We start from the raw sequence: 22,516 nt of genomic DNA on the forward strand, positions 1-22,516 counted from the left end.
AGGGCTTCTGAAGTGGTTCACTTCAGAAGCCTTGCCAGAACAGAGAGAAGGATTTTGAGCATGCTATACTCGCCATCGCTCGCCGAAATTCAAAGGCTGCATGATATAGAGACGGGTAGACAGGATGTCAGCAAGAGCAGACCCATACTGCCCCTCTATTGTGACATCCTGGCCGACATGGAGACACCTGTTTCCGCCTACTGCAAAACAGCCCAGAATCCCTATAGCTTTCTGCTTGAAAGCGTCACCGGGGGAGAGCAAGTCGCACGCTATTCATTCATCGGCATTGACCCCTACATGGTCATGGTCCACCGTGATGAAACCGCGACCCTGCTCAAGATGAGCAAGAGTAGCCAGGGCGAGGTCAACACACGCAGAGAAGAGGTTCCCTGTCACGATCCCCTGACTCTGATTGAGCAGGAGTTAGGCCAGTACCGACTGGTCTTGCCGCCAGACATGGCGCCCAACGAACTGCCCAAGTTCTTCGGTGGCAGCGTCGGCTACCTCTCCTATGAAGCGGTCTCGCGCTTTGAACGTGTGCCCGTTCCCGCCAAAAACACACTCGATCTGCCCCTGTCGGTGATTATTTTTACTGAGACAGTGCTGGTCTTTGACCATGTCAAGCAGCGCGTGCGCGTGATCACGCACCTGCACCTGGACGCGCCAGACCTGCAAGCCGAATACCAGCGGGCCAGTGCCATCCTTGAGGATGTGCAGCAGCGCCTGCGCCAGCCTGTACGCGTTCCCCTACCAGCGCCGGAGCAGTTGGAGCAGAAATCCGAGCCCTGGGTCTCCAATCGCACCCAGGAGGAGTACGAGGAGATGGTGCGCCACTCGATTGAATATATCAAAGCGGGCGACGCCTTCCAGATCGTACCCTCGCAACGCTTCAGCCGCCGCATCACGGCTGACCCCTTTACGGTCTACCGGGCGTTGCGCGCCATCAATCCCTCGCCCTATATGTTCTACCTCGACCTGCAAGACTTCTATGTGGTGGGGGCATCGCCAGAGCTACTGGTGCGCTACGAAGACGAGGAGGTTACGATTCGACCTATCGCAGGCACACGACCGCGTGGCGGAGACTACCTCAGCGATCAGCAACTGGCCGACGAGCTACGCCAGGACCCCAAGGAGCAGGCGGAGCACGTCATGCTGGTAGACCTGGGGCGCAACGATGTGGGACGCGTGAGCGAGCCTGGCAGCGTCAAGGTCGATGAATTCCTGACCATTGAGCGCTATTCGCATGTCATGCACCTGGTCTCGAACGTCACAGGCAAGCTGAGAGAGAATGTCTCGCCATTTGAGGCCCTGCGCGCGGGCTTCCCGGCGGGAACGGTGTCGGGCGCGCCCAAGATTCGCGCCATGGAGATCATCAGCGAGCTGGAGGGTGACCAGCGCGGACTTTACGCGGGCGCAGTTGGCTACTTTAGTCATAATGGGAACCAGGAGACGGCCATTGCCCTGCGCACCATGGTAATCAAAGATAGTGTGGCCTATGTGCAGGCCGGTGGTGGCGTCGTCGCTGACTCGGACCCAACCAAGGAATACCAGGAGAGCGTCAACAAGGCCCGCGCCCAGATGCGCGCCGTAGACGAGGCCGAGACCATTACGCGCGAATATCTCCAGGCACATGCCGCCACGGTCGCGCTACCCAGTGGGAAGGACCAATAAGATGTTGCTGCTCATCGATAACTACGACAGCTTTACCTACAACCTCTACCAGTATCTGGCGGAGCTAGGCGCGGAAGTCCTCGTCAAACGCAATGACCAGATCACGCTTGACGAGATTGAGGAGCTCCATCCGGAGCACATTGTCATCTCGCCGGGACCCTGCACGCCAAATGAGGCAGGCATCTCGTGCCAGGTGATCGAGCGCTTTGGCGCGCGCACGCCGCTACTGGGGGTCTGCCTGGGACACCAGGCCATTGGACAGGTGTATGGCGGCCGCGTCATCCGCGCCCCGGAGCCAGTGCATGGCAAAACCGCGCTCATGTATCACGATGACCAGGGCGTCTTTCAAGGACTACCAAAACCCTTTGAGGCCACGCGCTACCATAGCCTCATCGTCGAGCGTGAAACCCTGCCAGAGACGCTGGAGATCACGGCCCAGACGGAGGACGGTCTGATCATGGGGCTGCGCCACCGCGAATATCCCGTGGAGGGCGTACAGTTCCACCCCGAGTCCATCATCACAACCGTAGGCAAAGAGTTATTACGCAATTTTTTAACCCGGTAAGGACGCCTGGGGCGCAAGGCCGACAGGCAGAAAACGAGGAGAAAGCGAGCAATGATTCGAGAGGCAATCGGGCATATCGCCAGCGGCGGTACCCTGAACGAAGGCGAAGCCGCCGAAGTCATGGAAGAACTGATGACGGGAGTCGCCACGCCCTCCCAGATGGGCGCATTCCTGGCGGTATTGCGTATACGCCCCGGTGGTGAGACTATTGAAGAGATCGCCGGAATGGCACATGTCATGCGCGAGAAGGCCGTCCAGGTCCATCTCGGCGAGCAGAGCCGGGCGCGAGCACTCGACACCTGCGGCACGGGTGGTGACCAGGCGGGAACCTTCAACGTCTCCACAGGCGCGGGCATTATCGCAGCGGCGGCCGGAGCAAAAGTCGCCAAGCATGGCAACCGCTCAGCCACCAGCCACTGTGGTAGCGCGGACGTACTGGAGGCCATGGGCATGAAGATCGACCTGGGGCCACAAGAGATCGCACGCTGCGTCGACGAGGTTGGCTTCGGCTTTATATTCTCACCGGCCTATCACCCGGCCATGAAGTATATTGGTCCAACCCGACGCGAAGTCGGCATTCGCACCATCTTCAACATTCTTGGCCCGCTCACCAACCCGGCGCACACCAGCTACCAGGTCCTGGGCGTTCCCGACCGCAGTGTGATGCGCAAGATGGGCGAGGTGCTCCTGCGCCTGGGTTGCCAGCATGCTCTCATCGTGCATGGGGCCGATGGCCTGGATGAATGCTCTCTGAGCGCGCCAACCTATGTCTGCGAGATACGCCAGGGCGCGGAAACGCGCGAATACAGCATCACGCCGGAGGACTTTGGCCTACCCCTGATCAGCGACCGCGCTGCCTTTAAGGGAGGAAACGCACCCGAGAGCGCCGAGATGCTACGCACGCTCCTCAGCGACTATAGCGACAACCCGAAGACGCACATGCTCTGCCTGAACGCGGGGGCGGCGCTCTACGCCAATGACCTTGCGCCTTCGATCCATGAAGGCATCAAACTTGCCCAGTCCACACTACGCGAGGGTAAAGCCAGGCGCACCCTCGCCGATGTTATAGAGTATACTCAGTTCTTATGCGGAAACCAACGTCACTCTCGTGACTAGCGCTTCGCGCTCAGGTTTCCTAATAGGGAGTCAGTCGATTGCCAGGTAAAAATATGTTTCTTGATCGCATCGTCACACAAACGCGTCTCGACCTCGAAGCGCGTAAACGAGAGGTACCACTAGAGGAGCTACAGAGGCAGGCCAGCGAGCAGGAGCCGCCACGCGACTTCGTGAGGGCTTTCGAGCCACGCTCAGAGGTGCACTTGATCGCGGAGGTGAAGCGCGCCTCGCCCTCGAAGGGCATGCTCATCCATGATTTTACGGATACCACTCCCGTAGAGCTGGCCCGAACCTATGAAGCCAATGGGGCAGCGGTCATCTCAGTCCTTACCGAGCCGCATTTCTTCCTGGGTTCGCCCGCGTATTTACAGGCCATCAAACAGGCCGTGAAGATCCCGGTGTTGCGCAAAGATTTTATCATCGATGACTACCAGGTGTACGAGGCACGCGCCTGGGGTACGGACGCCATCCTGCTTATCTGCGCGCTGCTAGATGATACTCAGCTACGCCACCTGCTGGAGCTGGCGCGCACGCTGCACATGGAGTGCCTGGTCGAGGCGCATAGTGAGGAAGAGGTGCGGCGCGCCGTCGAGGCGGGGGCTATGGTTATTGGCGTCAATAGCCGCGACCTGGTGACCTTTAAAATGCACCCGGATCTCATTCGCGATATGCGCAAACAGATTCCCGCCGACCGCATTGTTATCGCCGAGAGCGGCATTCATAACGAGGGGGACGCCCGGCGCCTGGCGCGCTACGATGTCCAGGGTATGCTCGTTGGCGAATCCCTGGTCGTCTCCAGAGATGTGCCAGGGCAGATCCAGAGTCTTCTGCGAGGGGCAAACGCGAGCACGCAGGTCAAGATCTGTGGCCTACGCCAGGCGGAACATATTACCACGGCCATTGAGGCGGGGGCGGACCTGCTCGGCTTCATCTTTCATGAGCCAAGCCACCGCTATATTGAGCCTGCCCACGTCCGCGAGATCTTAGCGAGCAGCAGCTACGCTCAGCGCCTGGAGAAGGGGCAGCGCGTGCCTGACCTCGTTGGGGTCTTCGTCAACAAGGAGGCCAGCTTTATCAACGACGTTGTGGAGGAGGCTGGCTTGCAATATGTACAGCTTCATGGGAATGAGACAGCCGAGTTCTGTCAGCGTATCAAACGGCCCGTCATCAAAGCCTTGAGCCTGCGTACGGAGGATGACCTGGCGAGGTTGCGAGATTATCGCGAGGTTTCGTGGCGGCTCCTGCTGGACACGCCAACGCCACAGTGGGGCGGAACAGGCGAGGTCTCGGACTGGCAACTGGCCCGCCAGGCAGCACAGGGGCAACGCATCTTCCTGGCGGGCGGTTTGACGCCTGAGAACGTCAGCGAGGCCATCACACAGGTTCAGCCCTGGGGCGTCGATGTCAGCAGCGGCGTTGAAAGCGAGAAACAGAAAGATCCCGAGAAAATTCTGCGCTTCCTGAGCCAGGTACGCACCAGCCAGCGCTAAGCACATAATTCTGGAACGACTAGAAAGAGATACTACGCATGCAAGCACAAGAGGAAAAGACGCCACAGTATCAGCACCAGCGCTATCCCGATCAGCGGGGACGCTTTGGCGAGTATGGCGGCCAGTTTATCCCTGAGAGCCTCTCCACGGCCTTTGCCGAGCTGGAAGCGGCCTATGAGAAGGCACGCAAAGATCCAGCCTTCCAGGCCGAGCTAGAGGCGTACCTGCGGCACTATGTGGGTCGTCCCACACCACTCTACTACGTCCCTCGCTTCTCAAAGCTCGTCGCACCAGATGTCAAGGTCTATCTCAAGCGCGAGGACCTGGCGCATACGGGCGCACATAAGATCAACAACGCCCTGGGGCAGGCGCTCCTGGCGAAGCGCATGGGTAAGCAGCGTATTATCGCGGAGACGGGCGCGGGCCAGCACGGCGTCGCCACGGCCACGGTCTGCGCCATGTTGGGGCTAGAATGCATCATCTACATGGGGTCCGTCGATATCGAGCGACAATCGCTCAACGTCTTTCGCATGAAGCTCCTGGGGGCCGAGGTACGCTCAGTCGATACTGGCTCGCGCACACTTAAAGACGCCATTAATGAAGCTTTCCGCGATTGGGTCGCCAATGCCGAAAGCACCTTCTACCTCTTTGGCACCGCCGCAGGTCCCCATCCCTATCCTCTAATCGTGCGCGACTTCCAATCTGTCATCGGTACCGAGGCGCGCGAGCAGATTCAAGATTTTGAGGGACGACTCCCCGACATGATCCTGGCCTGCGTGGGAGGCGGCAGCAACGCCATAGGCATCTTCTACCCCTTCGCCGATGCCAGCGAGGTCAAGTTAATCGGCGTGGAGGCCGGTGGGCGCAGCATGGAGCAGGGAGAACACGCGGCCACGCTCGTCGCGGGAACGCCAGGTGTGCTACATGGAGCCATGAGCTACCTACTCCAGAATGAGGATGGGCAGGTCTTTGACACACACAGCATCTCGGCAGGCCTGGACTATCCCGGCGTCGGGCCAGAGCATAGCTATATGAAAGACAGCGGGCGTGCCACCTATGGAGCCGCCAGCGATGCCACCGCCCTGCGCGGCCTGCAAGAACTGAGCCGGACCGAAGGTATCATTCCAGCCCTGGAGTCATCGCACGCGCTTGGCTACCTGCTAGAGATGGGAGAGCGCGGCGAGATCGTCCCAGGCTCACTCATCCTCGTCAACCTCTCCGGACGTGGTGATAAGGATATGATCACCGTCGCGAAGGCGCTGAACGTAAGCCTGTAGAAACAGAAGGGAAAAGGGCGACATGATGTCATTTGGCTACAGCGCGGATCTGCTGGCACGCTATCCCCAGGTAGTTGGGGGCGTAATCCTGGCCCGTGGGCTACGCAACGGCCCTACACCTGAAAAGCTGCGTGATACTTACATCAACGAGCAGCAAGCGGTTATACAACGCATTGGCAAGACGCCGCTCAGCCAGTTACCATCCCTGGCGGCCTGGCGTGCTGCCTTTCGCGGCTTTGGTGTCGAGCCTACGCAGTACCGCAGCGCCGCCGAGGCCCTGCTGCGCCGCCTGACCAAGAAGGGAGATATTCCCTGCATCAATACCCTGGTGGATATTGGCAACCTGGTCAGCATCCGCTATGGCCTGCCAGTCGCGGTCTTTGATATTCAGTCCATCACCGGCAAGGTCACCGTCCACTTCGCGGATGGCAGCGAGCGCTACATCCTGCTTGGCGCAGACGAAGTCGAGCATCCCGAGATAGGCGAGGTCGTATTCTCGGATGAGCAAGGCCTGGTCATCGCGAGACGCTGGTGTTGGCGCCAGAGTGAGCCAAGCGCAGCGCAGGAGAGCACGACCAGCGCCATCATTACTATTGAGGCGCATCATGCCGAGGGGCGAACAGACATTGAGCAGGCCCTGACAGAGCTTCAGGAGCTACTACGCACTTACGCGGCAGGAGACGAAACACGGCTCACCGCAACCATCCTGGACGCCAGCCATCCCAGGATAACGGACGAAGCAAACGAGGAGTGATTTGGAGTAATTTATGGAGAGACAACAGGAGACCATCGCGTCGCCAGCGGCACGCATCACACACGCCTTTGAGCGCGCCAAAGAAGAGAGACGGGGCGCACTGATCCCCTACTTTATGTGTGGTTATCCCAACGAAGAGCAGAGCGTGCGCGTTATCCAGGCGGCCATAGAGGGGGGGGCAGACATCATTGAGCTAGGATTGCCCTTCAGCGATCCTCTGGCCGATGGCGCGACCATCCAGCACGCAGGACACGTCGCCCTCGAACGCGGGATGTCGATTCGCGGCTGCATGCGCATCGCGGAACGCATCTCCGCTCAAAGCAAGACGCCGCTTGTCTTTATGGGCTACTACAACCCGATTCTGGCCTATGGGCTGGAGCGCTTCTGCGCCGAGGCGCTCCAGCGTGGGGTTTGTGGTATCATCGTACCAGACCTCCCCCCAGACGAAGCAGAACCGTTGCGCGAGGCAGCCACTCGCCATGGCCTCGCCCTTATCTTCCTCATCCCCCCAACCATTAAGGATGAGCGTATGGAGCGGGTCGTCGAACTGGTCGCGCAGGGACCGGGCGGATTTGTCTACTGCGTCTCTTTGAGTGGTGTCACTGGCGCACGCACAGAGCTTCCAGCGCATCTACAGAGCTTTATCGCGCGCATCCGGCGCTATACCGAACCCAAACAGGTACCTATCGCGGTCGGCTTTGGGCTCTCGACTCCTGAGCATATCGCGCAGATCAGTCGCATAGCCGATGGAGCGGTTGTGGGTAGCGCGTTGGTCAACCTGATCGACCGCTCTAGCGAAGAGGAGCAACCTGGGGCAGTCAAAAGCTATATCCAGAGTCTGCACCAGGGAACCAGGAGTAATCAATAAGATCTTATTCCGAACCCCAACGCCACTGGCGTGTCTAGCGCTTCGCGCTCAGGGTGTTCGGAGAAGAAGAGGGACATTTGCCTAGATGAACTGGGCAAAATAGGAAACAAAAAGGGAGGGAATGTGGTTGTGGGCGTGGTATATATGCTGGCCCGCTACTTGCGTATGCGGCTACTTGCATATACCACGCCCACAACAGTAGCATCGCGGGCTGGAAGAACCTTGCCTTCATCCCTTACAATGGAGACACTTTCGTTCTTGCTTACCAGTGTTTCTGGTCGAGAAGGGCGAGTATTTAACCGGTAAAGGGGTGAAAGCATAGTGGTCTACTGTCGAGGAATACGTGGCGCAACAACGGTCAAGAAAAACACCGAGGAGGAGATCTGTAGGGCAACCAGAGAGCTGTTGGAGCATCTCGTCAGCGAGAATGAGCTTCAGCTTGAAGACATCGCCAGCGCGCTCTTCACGCTGACCGAGGATCTTGATGCCTGCTTCCCCGCGAAAGCGGCACGCGAGATCGGTTGGACCGAGGTACCGCTGATGTGCGCACGCGAGATTCCCGTGCCTGAGAGCCTGGGAATGTGCATCCGCGTCCTGCTGCATGTCAACAGCACGCGCAGCAACGCCGAGATGCGTCACGTGTATTTGCACGAAGCTATCCGCCTGCGCCCAAGCTACGGTCTACACAAATAGGGCGTGTAGGCCAGATAGAGGTCCAGGCAGGCTCAAGTTATTGTTATTCATCACCGACAGAGAAAAGCAGGTTGGTGACAAAGATCTTATTCCGAAACCCAACCCTCATTCGGGGGCAAGCACGCTCAGGGATTTCGGAGAAGAAGTAAGTTGTATCGACCCGGCAATTATGACAAGGTGGTCACGGTGGCCGGAGCGCGAGCGCTGTTTGCTCGTACTCAATTGTTTGCGAGAAGAAGGAGAAGGACTCATGATTGTCGTTATGAAAGCGCATAGTAATAACGAAGAGATACAGCACGTATTGAAATTTTTGCAGAACCATGGACTTTCGGGACACCTCTCACAGGGCGTCGAGCGCACCGTTATTGGTGTGCTGGGGCAAACCGGCAACGCGGGCCTGCCCAGTGGCATCGGTGGCATCACCCCTGGCCTGGAAGACTCTCTCGAGGGCCTGCCCGGCGTAGACAACGTTCTACGCGTCTCCAAGCCATACAAGCTTGCCAGCCGCGAGTTTCACCCTGAGAATACCACGGTCGAGGTACCCGTGGCCTGTGTCGCCGATGGCAGTGTCACAATTGGCGGCAAAGACGTCGTCATGATGGCGGGTCCCTGCACAGTCGAGACGGAGAAGCAGTTGATGACCGCCGCCGAGGCCGTGCGCAAGGCTGGAGCCGTCATCCTGCGTGGTGGTGCCTTCAAGCCCTCAACCTCCCCCTACGGCTTCCGTGGCCTAGGTGAGAAGGGCCTTCAACTGCTGGCAAAGGCGCGCCACGAGTTTGGCATGGCCGTAATTACCGAGGTCATGACCCCATCCGATGTAGCCATGGTCTGCGAGTACGCTGACATTCTCCAGATCGGCACGCGTAACATGCAGAACTACATGCTCCTGGACGAGATTGGGCGCACCAACAAGCCCGTCGTACTGAAGCGTGGCATGTCGGCGACCATCGAAGAGTGGCTGCTGGCGGCTGAATACGTGCTCTCACAGGGCAATAAAAACGTTATCCTCTGTGAGCGCGGCATCCGTACCTTCGAGAAGGCGACCCGCAACACAATGGACATCAGCGCCATCCCCGTCGCGAAGACGCTCTCGCACCTGCCGATCATCTCAGATCCCAGCCAGGGCACAGGTCACCGTCACCTGGTGGGACCGATGACGCTGGCCTCTATCGCCGCGGGAACCGACGCCCTCCTGATCGAGGTACACCCCAATCCCGACGAGGCGCTGAAGGACGGCGCACAGTCGTTGACCATTCAGCAGTTCAACGAACTGATGCCACAGGCGCAAGCAGTGGCACACGCCATCGGCCGCGACTTCATTACACGCTAGGCGCGACAAAAGCTCCAGGGCTGCATGAGACGGGTTCTCATCTTGAGGACCTGACTCACACAGCCCCTGGAAAAATGCAGAATATCTGGTATACTGGAAGAAGAAAGTAGACACATTCCGTGTTCTCTCGGTAACTGGCGCGTACGTGGATTACCACGGGGAAGCCTGGAGAACAGTTTAATTTATGTATCAGCCGCTCGCCTGGGCTGGGCACCAGATTGATGGTGCCTTTTTTGTTTGCTGAAACGAGGGAGAGATACACATGCTCAAAGAGAAAGTTGCCCTACACCTGGCAGGTCCCACGCCTGTTCCCCCGCAGGTTGCCGCCGCCATGATCATGCCCATGATCAATCACCGCAGCGAGAAGTTTAGCGTGCTGGCAAAAGACGTTGCCAGTAAGCTCCAGGCGCTTTTCCGCACTCAGGAGCAGGTCTACGTCCTGGCAAGCTCGGGTAGTAGTGGCTGGGAGACCGCGATGGTCAACTTTGTGCCCGCAGGCGCCAAGGTGCTCAACGTCGTGATTGGCGATTTTGGTGAGCGCTGGTCCAAGGCCAACGCGGAACTGGGCTATGCCGTCGAGCACCTGGACTACGAGCCGGGAACCGCCGCCAGGCCAGCCGAGGTTGCCGAGGTGCTCAGCAAGCACCAGGGCAGCATCAAAGCCGTCTGCCTGCAACATAATGAGACCAGCACCGGCGTCTCTAATCCCGTGAAAGAGATCGCCGCCGAGGCCGCAAAACATGGCGCGCTCGTCCTCGTCGATGGCGTCTCCAGCGTGGGCGCACTTCCACTGCACATGGATGAGTGGGGCGTAGACGTCGCCTTCACCGGCTCACAGAAAACCCTGATGTGTCCTCCCGGCATGATGATCATCGCCGCGAGCAAGCGAGCATGGGCTCAGGCGGAAGAGGCGCATACACCCAAGTTCTACTTCAGCCTGAAGGAATACCGGAAGAGCTATGACAAGGGTCAGACCCCACAAACGCCCCCCATCTCGCTCTACTATGGCCTGCAAGCCGCGCTGAACATGCTGGCTGAAGAGGGCTGGGAGCAGGTGCAGGAGCGCCATCACCTCATGGGTGAGATGTGTCGCGCAGGCATCAAGGCCGCTGGACTTGACCTGTTGTGCACAGAAGAGCAGTTTGCCTCCGATACCCTGACCGCGGTCATGGTTCCAGAGAGCGTCGAGGCTTCGGCCTTCCTCAAGGTTGCGCGCGACACCTTCGGCGTCATCTATGCCGCGGGGCAGGGCAAAACCCTGAAAGAGCGCATCTTCCGTATCGGGCACATGGGCTATATGACCCCCAATGACGTCCTGGTCGCGCTGAGCGCCGTTGAGAACAGCCTGGCGATTCTTGGGTATAAAATCCAGGGGTATAACATCCAGCCGGGCAAGGCGGTTGCCGCCGCCCAGGCCGTATGGCTCGAAGCTGTACGCCAGGGATAAGAAGAGTAGGGATAAAAACAGCGGCTGCACTTGAGAGTGCAGCCGCTGTTTTTCGCCTCACGACTACTCGTTAAGCGAGAGTTTATAGTAAGCCATCTGTGTGGGGGCCTCTTCGACGCCGACCATGATAGAAGAGAGATTAGAGGTGTTAAAAGCCTGAAGTTCATGGCAGAGTTCGTTGCAAATATACTCGGCCAGGCGCTCGGCGGTCGAATTATCGATGGGTAGCTCCGCCACATCGGCGCGCGGGAAGATATAGCGCTTGCCCACAAAATGCACCTCCCACTCATTTTCAGTGGAGGCCAATTGCAGGTGCGGATTGTGGAGGGGCAGCAGAAAATGGTGATCGAGGCGCTTGCAGATCTCCTTGGTCAGGCGTTTAAGTACAGTAAAATCAAAGACCAGCATATCCTCACCCAACGTCCCCTCAACCTCGACCAGAACGCCATAATTATGGCCATGCAAGCGCTCACACTTGCCACCATAGGTGATAAAGTGGGCCGAGCTGAAATTGAGATAGCCGCCCTCGATCTTTACCTTGCGCGCAATCCGCTCACCGGACATGATAGGACCCCCTACTTCTTTCTACGACATCTGTTGTAATGGTATGCTCACATCAACGACGTCTTGTTGCTTTCAGCATATCATTAGAGGACCTTGTATACAAGAGCCATGCTCTATCCTGGAGGATTCTTCCTTGCCATCTGCCTCGGCTCGCCACCCACACCCCTTTACCCCTGAGCTTCGCAGGCGAGAAGCGCGCGTTCTTGAAGGCATTGGCATTTCTATGACTATACTATAGCCAGCAGGGAATTACCTGCTCGTATTCAAAGGAGAAAAGAAATGACAGTAGCAGAAACATTCCAGGCCTTACAATCGCGCTTCAAGCCGGAAGGGGCAGCGGGACTCAACAAGACCTTTCAGTTTAATATAACTGGCGAGCAGGCTGGATCGTACGCGGCGAAAATTGAGAACCAGACCTGCCAGTTGATTGAGGGCGGCGTCGAGAAACCAGACGTGGTTTTCACTATTAAGGATACCGATTGGCTGGACATCACGGCAGGAAAACTGGATGCAATGAACGCCTTTATGGCAGGCAAAGTCAAGCTGACTGGCGACATGATGCTGGCGATGCGCCTCCAGGGCCTATTTGACCTGGGTCGCTAAGATTTTTATTCCGAAACCCAACGTCGCTCTCGCGACTAGCGCTTCGCGCTCAGGGTTTCGGATCAGTAGTAAGCGCTATCTTCTCTACTGGGATGCGGAGATGAGCGAAATACTATCCCAAAGGCTAAGTTCTCCGCATTCTCTAGCGTTCCCTATTTTTGACTATTTGCGGAATTACCAAGCTTGAACTACGATAAGCTCCTATGTTATACTCATTGTAACTAAGAATGTCTTTTGCCAGGCACTTTTTAACTCACGGCTGTACCCGTAGAAAGGCGTCCGACAATGGTCCTTAGGAGTAGCGATCTACATCGTAACCTACAGCATCTCAATGGCATGATGACAACTCACGAGGCGGCGAAACACCTCGATCTGAGCTATTGGCACTTTATGCACCTGGTTGAGGCAGGACGCATACCAGGAGTACGTGTCGTCGACCGATGGCTTTTCTCTCCGGACGACCTGAATGATTATCGACGTAGTCGTTATGGTCAATTGGAAGATATGGCTCGCCTGGCTCTTGATCACCCGGCCATAGGTCTGACTGAGAAGCAAGCAATAATATGCCAGTACATCGTTGCTAATGAACGCCCCTCTGAGATAGCGCGAAAACTCCAGCAGTCCCGCCAGGCCGTCCATTCACAGATATCGTTAATCCGCGAAAAAGTCACCCGTGTCCAAACCGCTGCCGATGTTCCTCTCAAACCCCAACGCCGAACTCGTAACCGATCCCATTCCTCACCCCTCACGGCAAGCCTATGAATTAAGCACACCCAAACGCTTCTTCCATACCCACATAGAAAAACACCTCACCTGCACACGCTTGTCCAGGACAAAGGCACAATACATAGATCAGGACAAGCAAGAGAGGCGCACAATCCCAGGTTAGTAGGACCGGGGAGCGTCTCAAACTGGATAGTATTCAGGATAGCTTGAAGGCAGGTAGTAGCGCTGGCTCAATGGCTGGAGCGAGCGTGGGATTATTGTCCGCGAGCGCGCGTAAGAGGCCGAAGCAGCCTGTAATCATCATGTCCCCGTGAGGCGTACAGGCATAGGGCTTGAGTTCAGAGCCATCCAGCAGCGCCCTGCGCGGTCCCGTCACCGAGAGAAAGGGTAAGTTCCCACCTGGCTGAGTGCTCGTCTCATACAAGCGTTTGATAATCAAGGCCCCATGGCCGCTATCCGCAAAGACCTCTTCATTAGTCAATGTGCCCTGGGCCAGTTTACGGAGCAGCTCTTCCAGGCGTACGCGATCAATTTCCCCCGTGTGATGCTCAAAAATGCCCATGATTTCGCCATCGCGCAGATGAAAGGCCAGGGTATGAAAATTGCCAATATTGCAGAGAATAGACTCACGCTGCTCACGCACCCTGGCATCCTCGAGCGAACCCAGCGCCGCCGCCGAGCCGGTATCCATCAAGAGCAGAGGCACATCCGGGCGCGATCCGCTCAGGCTCAGATAGCGCCGGGCGCTCTGCGCCACCGCCTGGAGACGCGTGAGTGAGGACGGAATATCCTGGGCCAAGTAGGCAAAGGCGCTGGGTGAGGGGTGACGCCGGACAGTCTCTGTAATAAAGTCAAAACGGAAACGTCGGTCGCTATATCCAGGAGGCGCGGCCCCATGGTCAAAGGCCGCCAGGGCAATGGCATCGACGGTGGGATCGACATCAAAGGCCGTAAAAGCCGTCAGAATAGCCTGGGCATTGAAATCCTGCATCTCGATATGGACGGTATCATTTTGCGCGGCGCGACGCTCGGCCTCTTGATCATCAATGATCTCAAAACCCATGCGCTCGACGCCCGCCAGGTCATCATCAAAGGTGCGAGCCGCGTCAGGTGTGACAGCTACGGCGTAGCCCGCCAGCGCATGATCGCGGGCGGCCCAGTGACAGGGACCACCACCCATCGTAACACCCGTTAAGAGCAGATGTTTCCCTGCTGTTGTTGCCTGCTTGATGCGTTCCGCGATAATGACGGTGGGCGAGGGCATGACCAGCTTGAAGCAGTTCTCCATCTCTTTGCCACTCTCAAACAAAAGGATATCCTGGGTTCCGGTCCCAATATCAATGGCCAGGATACGTGTGGATGGCTGCATAGGGTATATTCTCCTTGCGTAAACTTTGTCTACTACCAAGGGAAGTATAGCATCAGAGCGAGGCTCCCCTCTGTAGCCTAAGATGCTTATTATGGGAAGAGGGAGAAAATTTCATTACCCCAACGCTATAACAGCAATCCATGGGGAACTTTTCTCCTGCCAATAACGTCATTACGAAGAACGCAAAGGGTTCATAAGATAGGAACAACAGACTTAACCAAGCCTTGTCTACCTGCAATAATCTGACCCTGGAGAGGTACAATTTATGTCAGTTCATCACATCAATACCCCTGGACATCGTTCCTTTTTACCAGGGAGGCGCGTATTATGGATAGGAGGCACAACCATAGTGCTCCTTCTAGTTATTATCGTTGCATCCATGAGTATAGGAAGAATAACAGCGATGTCGGCTTTTGATACTACCTCCAAGGGGCACGGCTCAGGCGCCGCGACTGGTGGCTCCCTGGCCACCATTACCAATTCTGGCTCGACCAATACCCCCGGCTATACGCTGATAATTCATAGCGATGGCAGTGGTAGCCTGAGTTATACGCAGAAAGGCAGAACGCACTTCGGCACCTACCAGGATAAGACCTTTCCTGCTGGCACCTTCGCGATCCAGCAGCTCCATACTGTCTTGCAGGCAGTTGGCGATGTGAGCAAGATTCCCCGACGCGGCTGCCTGAAATCAGCCTCCTTCGGCACTTCGACCACGATTACCTACCAGGGCAAGACGAGTAGCGACCTCACCTGCCTGGGCAGCCAGGACACCCGCACACACCTGGACCTCAAAGACATGGTGCAGCAAATGCTCGCGAAGATTAAGTAGAAGATTAAGTAATCATATATGAGTTACGAATGAGAAAAGGGTGTGGTGGTGGTTGCAGATCGCAACCACCACCACACCCTTTTCTCCTATTAGAGATCAATACATCTATATCAATATGTCTATTTATCAATTACTACTCGTATATCTCTAATAAGAGATAGAATAGATTACGACGAAAGGATTCCTATGGCTATAGATTCGCAGCCCACGATCCTCAACCGCTCAGCGAATGGCTACCAGCCCATTGAAGACTACGCCGTCATTGGCGATCTGCACACCGTGGCCCTGGTCGGCAAGAATGGCTCGATTGACTGGTGCTGCCTCCCGCGCTTCGACTCGCCCAGCGTATTTGGCGCGTTGCTTGATACCCAGAAAGGCGGTCGCTTCCGCATCGCCCCCATTGAGACACCTAACATGGGGCATAAGCAGATCTACCTGCCCGAGACCAACATCCTGATTACACGCTTCCTGACGGTAGATGGCGTCGCCGAAATCACGGATTTTATGCCCATTAAACGCGGCAAACGCTCGCATCGCCAGCATCATATCGTGCGCTCGGTCTCCGTAGTACGCGGCTCGCTTTCATTTGACATGGTGTGTCAGCCAGCCTTCAATTATGCGCGCGACGTCCATACATTGACCTTCGCCGATGATAGGGAGGGAGTCATTTTTCATAGCCAGAGCATGTGCCTGGCGCTCGTATCCTCCATTCCCTTGCAGGCAAACGACGAGGGTGGCGTAGAAGCTCACTTTACGCTGCACCAGGGACAATCCGCACGCTTCATTCTTGAAAGCACCAATTGCGATGAGATCGCGCCCCAAGATCATTCGGAGGCGCACTATCGCGCCGAGTTCAACGAAACCATGGCCTACTGGCAGAGCTGGCTCGCCCAATGTCAGTACCAGGGACGCTGGCGTGAAATGGTGCAACGCTCGGCCCTTGTCCTGAAGCTACTCACTTATGCTCCGACTGGAGCCATTGTCGCGGCCCCAACCACCAGCCTTCCCGAGACCCTGGGAGGCACGCGCAACTGGGACTATCGCTATACCTGGCTACGCGATGCCGCCTTCAGCCTCTATAGCCTGCTCACACTGGGCTTCACCCAGGAAGCCGAGGCCTTCATGGGCTGGCTTGACACGCGCTGTCATGAACTCAAAAATAACGAGATGATGCTGCAACCAATGTATACTATTGATGGCAAACACGACCTGACCGAGTTCACCCTGGATCATCTCGAAGGATACAAGAAGAGCGGCCCGGTACGCATTGGGAATGGGGCCTACTCGCAGGTACAGCTTGATATCTATGGTGAGCTGATGGATGCCATCTACATTTATAATCAGTACGCCTCAATCTCCTACGATCTATGGGAAAATTTGTGCCGTTTGCTCAATTGGCTAAAGGATAACTGGCAAAAGCCCGATGAAGGAATATGGGAGGTACGTGGTGGTCCCAAGCCCTTTGTGCATTCACGTCTGATGAGTTGGGTTGCCTTTGATCGTGGTCTGCGCTTGGCTCGCCATCGGGGTCTACCCGCACCCGTCGATACATGGACACGCACAAGCGCGCAGATCTATCAAGAGATCATGAGCAAGGGATGGAATGAAAAAATTGGTAGCTTTGTTCAATACTATGGGAGTGATGCAGTAGACGCAAGCTCGCTCCTTATGGTCTTGACAAAGTTCGCAGGTCCGACCGATCCGCGCATCTTGAGCACCATTCAGCGCATCCAGCGTGATTTGAGTAGCGACTCCCTGGTTCACCGCTATCATCCGAAGAAGGCCGCGCCCGATGGCCTGGGCAGCACCGAGGGAACGTTTAGCCCATGTAGCTTCTGGATGGCGGAGACACTGGCACGGGCAGGTCGTGTCCAGGAAGCGCGCCTGATGCTAGAGAAGATGTTGAGCTATGCGAACCATGTGGGACTCTACGCAGAAGAAATTGGTCCTACGGGTGAGGCGTTGGGAAACTTCCCCCAGGCCTTTACGCATCTTTCACTAATTACGGCCTGCTACAACGTTGACCAGGCGTTAAATAGAACGCATCCCGCGCAGTCGCGCACGTTTTTCTAGGACTATTCACGCCTGCGGCGCTCAAGAAGTGAAGTAGTGGTGGTTGCGGGCATCGCCCGCAACCACCACCATATACACTACCTAATACACTACCTATTAATTCATGCTTGCCTTGACGAAGGTGAGCGGAGTCGTTACAATGTAGCTTGGAATTGTCGGTCCATTTACTTGCTTGCTTTATCCACCGGGCGCCGTGGACGTCCGGTTTTCTTATGCCCCCTGAGGAGTTTACGCTATTACCATGCAAATTTCTGACGCTACTGATACCGAGACAACTATGGCAACCCCTGAAAAGACCCCAAATCAGCTAAAAGAACGAACCGACATCCGCAATGTAGCGATCATCGCTCACGTCGACCACGGTAAAACAACGCTTGTCGATGGATTGCTCAAGCAGAGCCGCATTTTCCGCGAGAATCAGCAGGTCGGCGAACTGATTATGGACTCAAACGACCAGGAACGCGAGCGTGGCATTACCATCCTGGCGAAGAATACCGCTGTAAACTATCACGATACCAAGATCAATATTATCGATACACCTGGACACGCCGACTTCGGTGGTGAGGTTGAGCGAGTACTGAACATGGCCGACGGTTGTATCCTACTCGTTGACGCTGCTGAGGGCCCCATGCCCCAGACACGCTTCGTGCTGCAAAGAGCGCTAGAGCTTAACTTGAAACCAATCGTAGTTATCAATAAAATCGACCGCAAAGACGCGCGTATCGACCAGGTCGTGGAATGGACGCAGGACCTCTTCCTGGAGCTAGCCAAGTCCGATGAGCAGCTCGACTTCCCCGTGCTCTTTGCGATTGGGCGCGAAGGCGTCGCCATGCGCAATCCTGATGATGAGCGCGTCAGTCTTGAGCCACTCTTCGAGACCATCCTCAATACCATTCCAGCGCCAAAGGTCGACATGGATTCGCCTTTCCAGATGCTGGTCACGGCCCTGGACTATGACGATTACAAGGGCAAGTACGCCATTGGCCGCATCACGCGTGGGCGTATCACTCCCAACAGTAGTGTGGCCCGCATTACACGCGATGGCGATATAAGCCGCCAGAAGGTGAATCTGGTCTTTACCAACCGCGGCCTACAGCGCATCGAGATCGACGAGGCCCAGGCAGGCGATATCATTGCCGTTACGGGTATCTCGGATGCCAATATTGGCGAGACGCTTGCCGATCCAGAGCAGCCAGAGGCCTTGCCGACCATCGCCATCTCAGAGCCAACCCTGAAGATGACCTTTGGCGTGAATACCAGCCCCTTTGCTGGACGCGAGGGTAAGTACCCCACATCGCGCCAGTTGCGTGCGCGCCTCTATCGCGAGTTGGAGGTCAACGTCAGCCTGCGCGTCGAGGACGGTAACTCTCCCGATGAGTTCGTCGTCTCGGGTCGTGGCGAGCTGCACCTCTCCGTCTTAATCGAGTCCATGCGCCGTGAGGGCTACGAGTTTCAGGTCTCGCGTCCCGAGGTCATCACACGCCAGGATGAGCATGGGCATACATTTGAGCCTTTTGAGCACCTGGTCATTGATACAAAGGACGAGTATATCGGCGCCCTAACCGAGGTCCTGGCCACACGTAAAGCCCAGCTATCGAACATGGCCAGCGACGGCTACGGCAATGTACGCATCGAGTACAAGGTTCCAACCCGTGGCTTGATCGGCTTCCGCAATAGTTTCCTGACCCTGACCAAGGGTAACGGCGCTATGAGCAGCATGCTGATCGGCTTCGAACCCTGGCTGGGTAAGATGGGTACCACACGCATGGGTGTCTTGATGGCCTCCGAGCTAGGAACCGCCGTCATCTATGGTTTGAACAACGCCCAGCAGCGCGGTGATACCTTCATCGAGCCGGGAACCCACGTGTACGAGGGAATGATCATTGGCCTGAACACACGCCCCATGGACATGGTAGTCAACGTGTGTAAAGAGAAGCAGAAGACCAATATCCGCTCCTCCACGTCTGACATCTCAGTACGCCTGACACCGCCAATTCTGATGAGCCTGGAGCAGTCGCTGGACTTCATCAACAACGACGAACTGGTTGAAGTTACGCCGAAGAATATTCGCCTGCGCAAACGCTACCTGACGCAGAACGAGCGCTCACGCGCCCGCGAAGACTAGCTAAAAAGTAGTAAAACAACAAAAAAACTTTCTGCGGGATCGCAGAAAGTTTTTTTGTTGTCCTGGATAGAAATATGCAGCCAGCTACATATGCACAGCATTGTTGGTGATGAGATAATAAAGTATATTGTTACACAAATATCGTTTGCCGGAGAGAATCACAGCCAATGAACCCATTCGAGAGAATTGCTAATAGATATAAGAACCTGCCCGAGGTTGACCTGACCCAGGGGCATAGCATCGCCTATTCACGCAGCACCACACGCCGCAACATGGAACTGATCGACGCCAACAGCCAGGGCAACGTCCACGGCGGCGTGATCATGAGAATGGTAGACGAAGCCGCGGCCGTCGTCGCCATCAAGCACTGCCATCGTCCCTATGTCGTGACGGCCAGAGTTGAGCGCTTCGACTTCCTGGCCCCCGCCTTCATTGGCGATGTGGTCACCGTGCATTGCGAGCTCCACTACGCGGGCCGCACCAGCATGGATGTCGGCGTCGAGGTCACAGCGGAGGACCTTATCACACGCGAGGTACGTAAGATCGCCAGCAGCAACGTCATCTACGTTGCCCTTGATGAGAATCGCAAGCCAACGCCTATTCCGCCCCTCGAGCCAGCGGACGACGAGGAGCGTGCCATTATCGAACGCGCCAGCATACGCCGCCAGCATACCCAGAAACTAGAGCAGCTTCTCAAAGAGAATCCCTCTTAAAAAGTAGCGCTAAGAGAAAAGCGAGCAAGAGGGCGGGGAATAGCCATTATGGGGAGCAAAGAATGAAACTAGACCTCAAATTGAGCGAATAGTAGCGTGAGGAAAGTAAGCGAAGCCCCCCTTGATCAGGTGGCTTCGCTTACTTTCCTCACGGTGAACTGGTATCATTCACCCAAAACGCCGCAGGATGCCCCTGCCCTTTCAGGCATGGGGAGGAATGCGGCGTTCCTTTGTCGGTGGCTTGGGTGGAATACGCCGTAAACATGCTTTCATCTGCTCATGTATTGTTGACAGTCAGATGAAAACTATGGTATGATTTAGCGTATGAAAACGGTAGTAACAGCGAAACTCAAATTAAATACAACACCCGAGCAATTCAAGGCATTACGTACAACGCAACTGGCGTATCGGGATTCACTCAACTATGTGAGCCAGTACGCCTTTGCGCATGGCAAGATGAGCAATGCTGTTCGTTTGCAAGATGCCACCTACGAAGAGATCCGCCTCCGTTTTCATCTGCCTTCGCAAATGGCCTGTTCTGTTCCTCGCCAAGTTGGTGCCTCGTATAAAACCCTCTGGACAAAGGTCAAGAACAATGCTGTTCATCGTAAGGAAGGGAAGACCAAGAAACGCTACAAAGGGCTTGATAAGGCTCCCACGTTCATCTCCCCCACGTTGACCTATCAGTACAAGAAAGACTACACCTTCAAGAAAGAGCAGCAGGTGAGCATCCTGACCCTTGAGGGACGTGTTATCGTGCCCTATACTGGCTACAATAAGCATGTGGCATTGATCCAGCGTGGAGCGGAGATTGGTGCATCGAAACTCTGGTATGACAAGCCCAAGAAACAGTTTTACCTCCTTGTCTCTCTTGCAATTGAGATGGCTGATCCTACACCTGAAACACACAAGCAGGTCGTTGGAGTGGATGTGGGGATGCGATACCTTGCCGTCACGGCGACGATGCAAGGGGATTGCACCTTCCATTCAGGCAAACAGATTGTCCCCAAGGCAAACCACTCCGCACGACTGAGAAAACGTCTGCAAAAGAAAGGCACTCGTTCAGCGACAAGAAGGCTCGTTGCCATCAGTGGACGAGAGAGACGGTTGAAGCAGAATACCAATCATGTCGTGAGTAAGCGGATTGTCCTACAGCACCCTCAAAGCTTGATTGGACTGGAGCATCTGACAGACATTCGAGAGCGTACCAAACGACGTAAAGGCAAAAATGCAAAACAGCGAAAAGCCAATCGTACCTTCTCCAAATGGTCCTTCGCTGAGTTGCATAGCATGATTGCCTATAAAGCGCTCTTACATCGAAGTATGGCAATCAAGGTCGATGCCAACTCTACCTCGCAAGCGTGCCCCAAATGTGGGCACACCTGCAAAGAGAATAGACCCAACAAAGGATTGCTCTTTGTCTGTCAGAATTGTCAGTACACGCTCCATGCCGATCTGGTTGGTGCAAGAAACATTGCGATGCGAACGCTTCTTATCCGGCAAGACTGGAGAGGAACGGGCCTCTTGTCAGTACGCGCCTTCTGTGTCGGACGATGAAGCCAAAGCCGCACGCCTGAAACGGTATGCTGAATTGCGGTGGAGTTCAGACACAACTCCAAGCCCTCGGCTTTAGCCGTAGGGTACTGACTTCAACTAGCGCAATCGAGTTGGGGAGGGGTGGTTAGAAGAGGTAACAACGCTCCAATTCTTGGCGAATAGCTTGAGCAAGCGCTGCCATTTCTTCATCCGAAATGGAAAGAATTCCTCTGGAAATATCCAGAACCGCTGTTTGCTGTTGCTCATAAGGGACTCCTGGAGGCAGAGGAGCAATATGCCAATGAACATGCCGATTCCCTTGTTGGCTGCCAAGCGTCAAAATGTAGACCCGTTCTGTTGGCAATACCTTTCTCAGGGCTTCGGCGACCTGATAAATCAGTCGTTGGAGTGCAAGATAGTCTTCCAGCGTAAAATCCCCTGTGGCCTGCTCACGGTGCTCTCGTGGAGCCACCAGGGCATAGCCATACACTGTCGGATATTTGTTGAGGAAAGTGACAGCAGCTTGGTCCTCATAAATCAGATGATGCTGGTAGTCAGGATTACCAGCAAGCATTTCACAGATAAAACAAGGGCCTTTTGAGCGCTTTTCATACGCATCCATATCAAATGATTGGGAATTGAACATCACGTTTCTCCTCACGCCTGTTGGAAACCGATCTGTAGAGAGACAAGTATATCAACCTGAGGAGGGGAAAAACAATCTCAGAGAAAACCTACTGATGAGCGGGTTTTCCATACAACAGCTC

General features: G+C 55.7%; 20 protein-coding genes and 1 riboswitch. Of the genes, 17 read left to right on the forward strand and 3 right to left on the reverse strand.

The genetic code is table 11. The features are described 5' to 3' along the window. Positions 1-60 precede the first annotated feature (60 nt). The 10 genes from trpE to KRAC_RS07390 all read left to right on the forward strand — a co-directional run bounded on the left by trpE (position 61) and on the right by KRAC_RS07390 (position 11,211). Positions 61-1,671: an anthranilate synthase component I gene (trpE, locus tag KRAC_RS07345; protein WP_007905681.1), complete on the forward strand. Its 1,611-nt coding sequence runs from the start codon at positions 61-63 to the stop codon at positions 1,669-1,671. A gap of 1 nt (position 1,672) precedes the next feature. After that, complete coding sequence (locus KRAC_RS07350) at positions 1,673-2,236, forward strand: anthranilate synthase component II (RefSeq protein ID WP_007905682.1); 564 nt, start codon at positions 1,673-1,675, stop codon at positions 2,234-2,236. Between the two features lie 51 nt (positions 2,237-2,287). Beyond that, a complete protein-coding gene (gene trpD / locus KRAC_RS07355; protein WP_007905683.1) occupies positions 2,288-3,352 on the forward strand; it encodes an anthranilate phosphoribosyltransferase in 1,065 nt (354 codons plus the stop codon). A 38-nt stretch (positions 3,353-3,390) separates the two neighbouring features. Further along, positions 3,391-4,842 (forward strand): bifunctional indole-3-glycerol-phosphate synthase TrpC/phosphoribosylanthranilate isomerase TrpF, encoded by a 1,452-nt coding sequence (trpCF, locus tag KRAC_RS07360; protein WP_007905684.1) that lies wholly within the window; start codon positions 3,391-3,393, stop codon positions 4,840-4,842. Between the two features lie 38 nt (positions 4,843-4,880). After that, positions 4,881-6,119: a tryptophan synthase subunit beta gene (gene trpB, locus KRAC_RS07365; RefSeq protein ID WP_007905685.1), complete on the forward strand. Its 1,239-nt coding sequence runs from the start codon at positions 4,881-4,883 to the stop codon at positions 6,117-6,119. A gap of 22 nt (positions 6,120-6,141) precedes the next feature. Beyond that, positions 6,142-6,873 carry a B3/B4 domain-containing protein gene (locus KRAC_RS07370; protein WP_007905687.1) on the forward strand — a complete coding sequence of 244 codons (732 nt, stop codon included), beginning with the start codon at positions 6,142-6,144 and terminating at the stop codon, positions 6,871-6,873. A gap of 13 nt (positions 6,874-6,886) precedes the next feature. Then, on the forward strand, positions 6,887-7,741 hold the full coding sequence (trpA, locus tag KRAC_RS07375; protein ID WP_007905691.1) for a tryptophan synthase subunit alpha: 855 nt from the start codon (positions 6,887-6,889) through the stop codon (positions 7,739-7,741). Positions 7,742-8,062: 321 nt separating this feature from the next. Further along, entirely contained in the window at positions 8,063-8,434 is a 372-nt protein-coding gene (gene aroH, locus KRAC_RS07380) for a chorismate mutase (RefSeq protein ID WP_007905693.1), read from the forward strand. Positions 8,435-8,684: 250 nt separating this feature from the next. Beyond that, the gene (gene aroF / locus KRAC_RS07385; protein WP_007905695.1) at positions 8,685-9,764 is read left to right on the forward strand and encodes a 3-deoxy-7-phosphoheptulonate synthase; all 1,080 of its coding nucleotides are present in this window, start codon (positions 8,685-8,687) and stop codon (positions 9,762-9,764) included. Between the two features lie 120 nt (positions 9,765-9,884). Next, a riboswitch (ZMP/ZTP riboswitch) is annotated at positions 9,885-9,978 on the forward strand. Between the two features lie 48 nt (positions 9,979-10,026). Beyond that, on the forward strand, positions 10,027-11,211 hold the full coding sequence (locus tag KRAC_RS07390; RefSeq protein WP_007905697.1) for a pyridoxal-phosphate-dependent aminotransferase family protein: 1,185 nt from the start codon (positions 10,027-10,029) through the stop codon (positions 11,209-11,211). A 63-nt stretch (positions 11,212-11,274) separates the two neighbouring features. On the opposite strand, the gene KRAC_RS07395 is transcribed toward KRAC_RS07390, so the two are convergent. Beyond that, positions 11,275-11,775, reverse strand: coding sequence for a 6-pyruvoyl trahydropterin synthase family protein (locus KRAC_RS07395; protein ID WP_007905699.1), 501 nt, complete (start codon positions 11,773-11,775; stop codon positions 11,275-11,277). A 279-nt stretch (positions 11,776-12,054) separates the two neighbouring features. On the opposite strand from KRAC_RS07395, the gene KRAC_RS07400 reads away from it, so the two are divergent. Together KRAC_RS07400 and KRAC_RS70905 are read left to right on the forward strand one after the other, a co-directional pair. Next, positions 12,055-12,378 (forward strand): SCP2 sterol-binding domain-containing protein, encoded by a 324-nt coding sequence (locus tag KRAC_RS07400; RefSeq protein ID WP_007905700.1) that lies wholly within the window; start codon positions 12,055-12,057, stop codon positions 12,376-12,378. A 285-nt stretch (positions 12,379-12,663) separates the two neighbouring features. Then, complete coding sequence (locus tag KRAC_RS70905; protein ID WP_007905702.1) at positions 12,664-13,140, forward strand: helix-turn-helix domain-containing protein; 477 nt, start codon at positions 12,664-12,666, stop codon at positions 13,138-13,140. 160 nt (positions 13,141-13,300) lie between these two features. On the opposite strand, the gene KRAC_RS07410 is transcribed toward KRAC_RS70905, so the two are convergent. Further along, on the reverse strand, positions 13,301-14,473 hold the full coding sequence (locus KRAC_RS07410; protein ID WP_007905707.1) for a DUF1786 domain-containing protein: 1,173 nt from the start codon (positions 14,471-14,473) through the stop codon (positions 13,301-13,303). Positions 14,474-14,876: 403 nt separating this feature from the next. Between KRAC_RS07410 and KRAC_RS07415 the strand changes: the two genes are divergently transcribed. The 5 genes from KRAC_RS07415 to KRAC_RS07435 all read left to right on the forward strand — a co-directional run bounded on the left by KRAC_RS07415 (position 14,877) and on the right by KRAC_RS07435 (position 21,770). Then, positions 14,877-15,302, forward strand: coding sequence for a hypothetical protein (locus KRAC_RS07415; protein ID WP_040442088.1), 426 nt, complete (start codon positions 14,877-14,879; stop codon positions 15,300-15,302). Between the two features lie 186 nt (positions 15,303-15,488). After that, positions 15,489-17,375: a glycoside hydrolase family 15 protein gene (locus KRAC_RS07420; protein WP_007905710.1), complete on the forward strand. Its 1,887-nt coding sequence runs from the start codon at positions 15,489-15,491 to the stop codon at positions 17,373-17,375. A gap of 277 nt (positions 17,376-17,652) precedes the next feature. Continuing rightward, entirely contained in the window at positions 17,653-19,500 is a 1,848-nt protein-coding gene (typA, locus tag KRAC_RS07425; RefSeq protein ID WP_052568281.1) for a translational GTPase TypA, read from the forward strand. Positions 19,501-19,667: 167 nt separating this feature from the next. After that, entirely contained in the window at positions 19,668-20,213 is a 546-nt protein-coding gene (locus KRAC_RS07430) for an acyl-CoA thioesterase (RefSeq protein ID WP_007905712.1), read from the forward strand. Between the two features lie 324 nt (positions 20,214-20,537). Next, positions 20,538-21,770, forward strand: coding sequence for an RNA-guided endonuclease InsQ/TnpB family protein (locus tag KRAC_RS07435; RefSeq protein WP_007905713.1), 1,233 nt, complete (start codon positions 20,538-20,540; stop codon positions 21,768-21,770). A gap of 124 nt (positions 21,771-21,894) precedes the next feature. On the opposite strand, the gene KRAC_RS07440 is transcribed toward KRAC_RS07435, so the two are convergent. Then, positions 21,895-22,395 (reverse strand): HIT family protein, encoded by a 501-nt coding sequence (locus KRAC_RS07440; RefSeq protein ID WP_007905715.1) that lies wholly within the window; start codon positions 22,393-22,395, stop codon positions 21,895-21,897. Positions 22,396-22,516: the final 121 nt, after the last annotated feature.

The organism is Ktedonobacter racemifer DSM 44963, from assembly GCF_000178855.1.
GTDB lineage: Bacteria > Chloroflexota > Ktedonobacteria > Ktedonobacterales > Ktedonobacteraceae > Ktedonobacter > Ktedonobacter racemifer.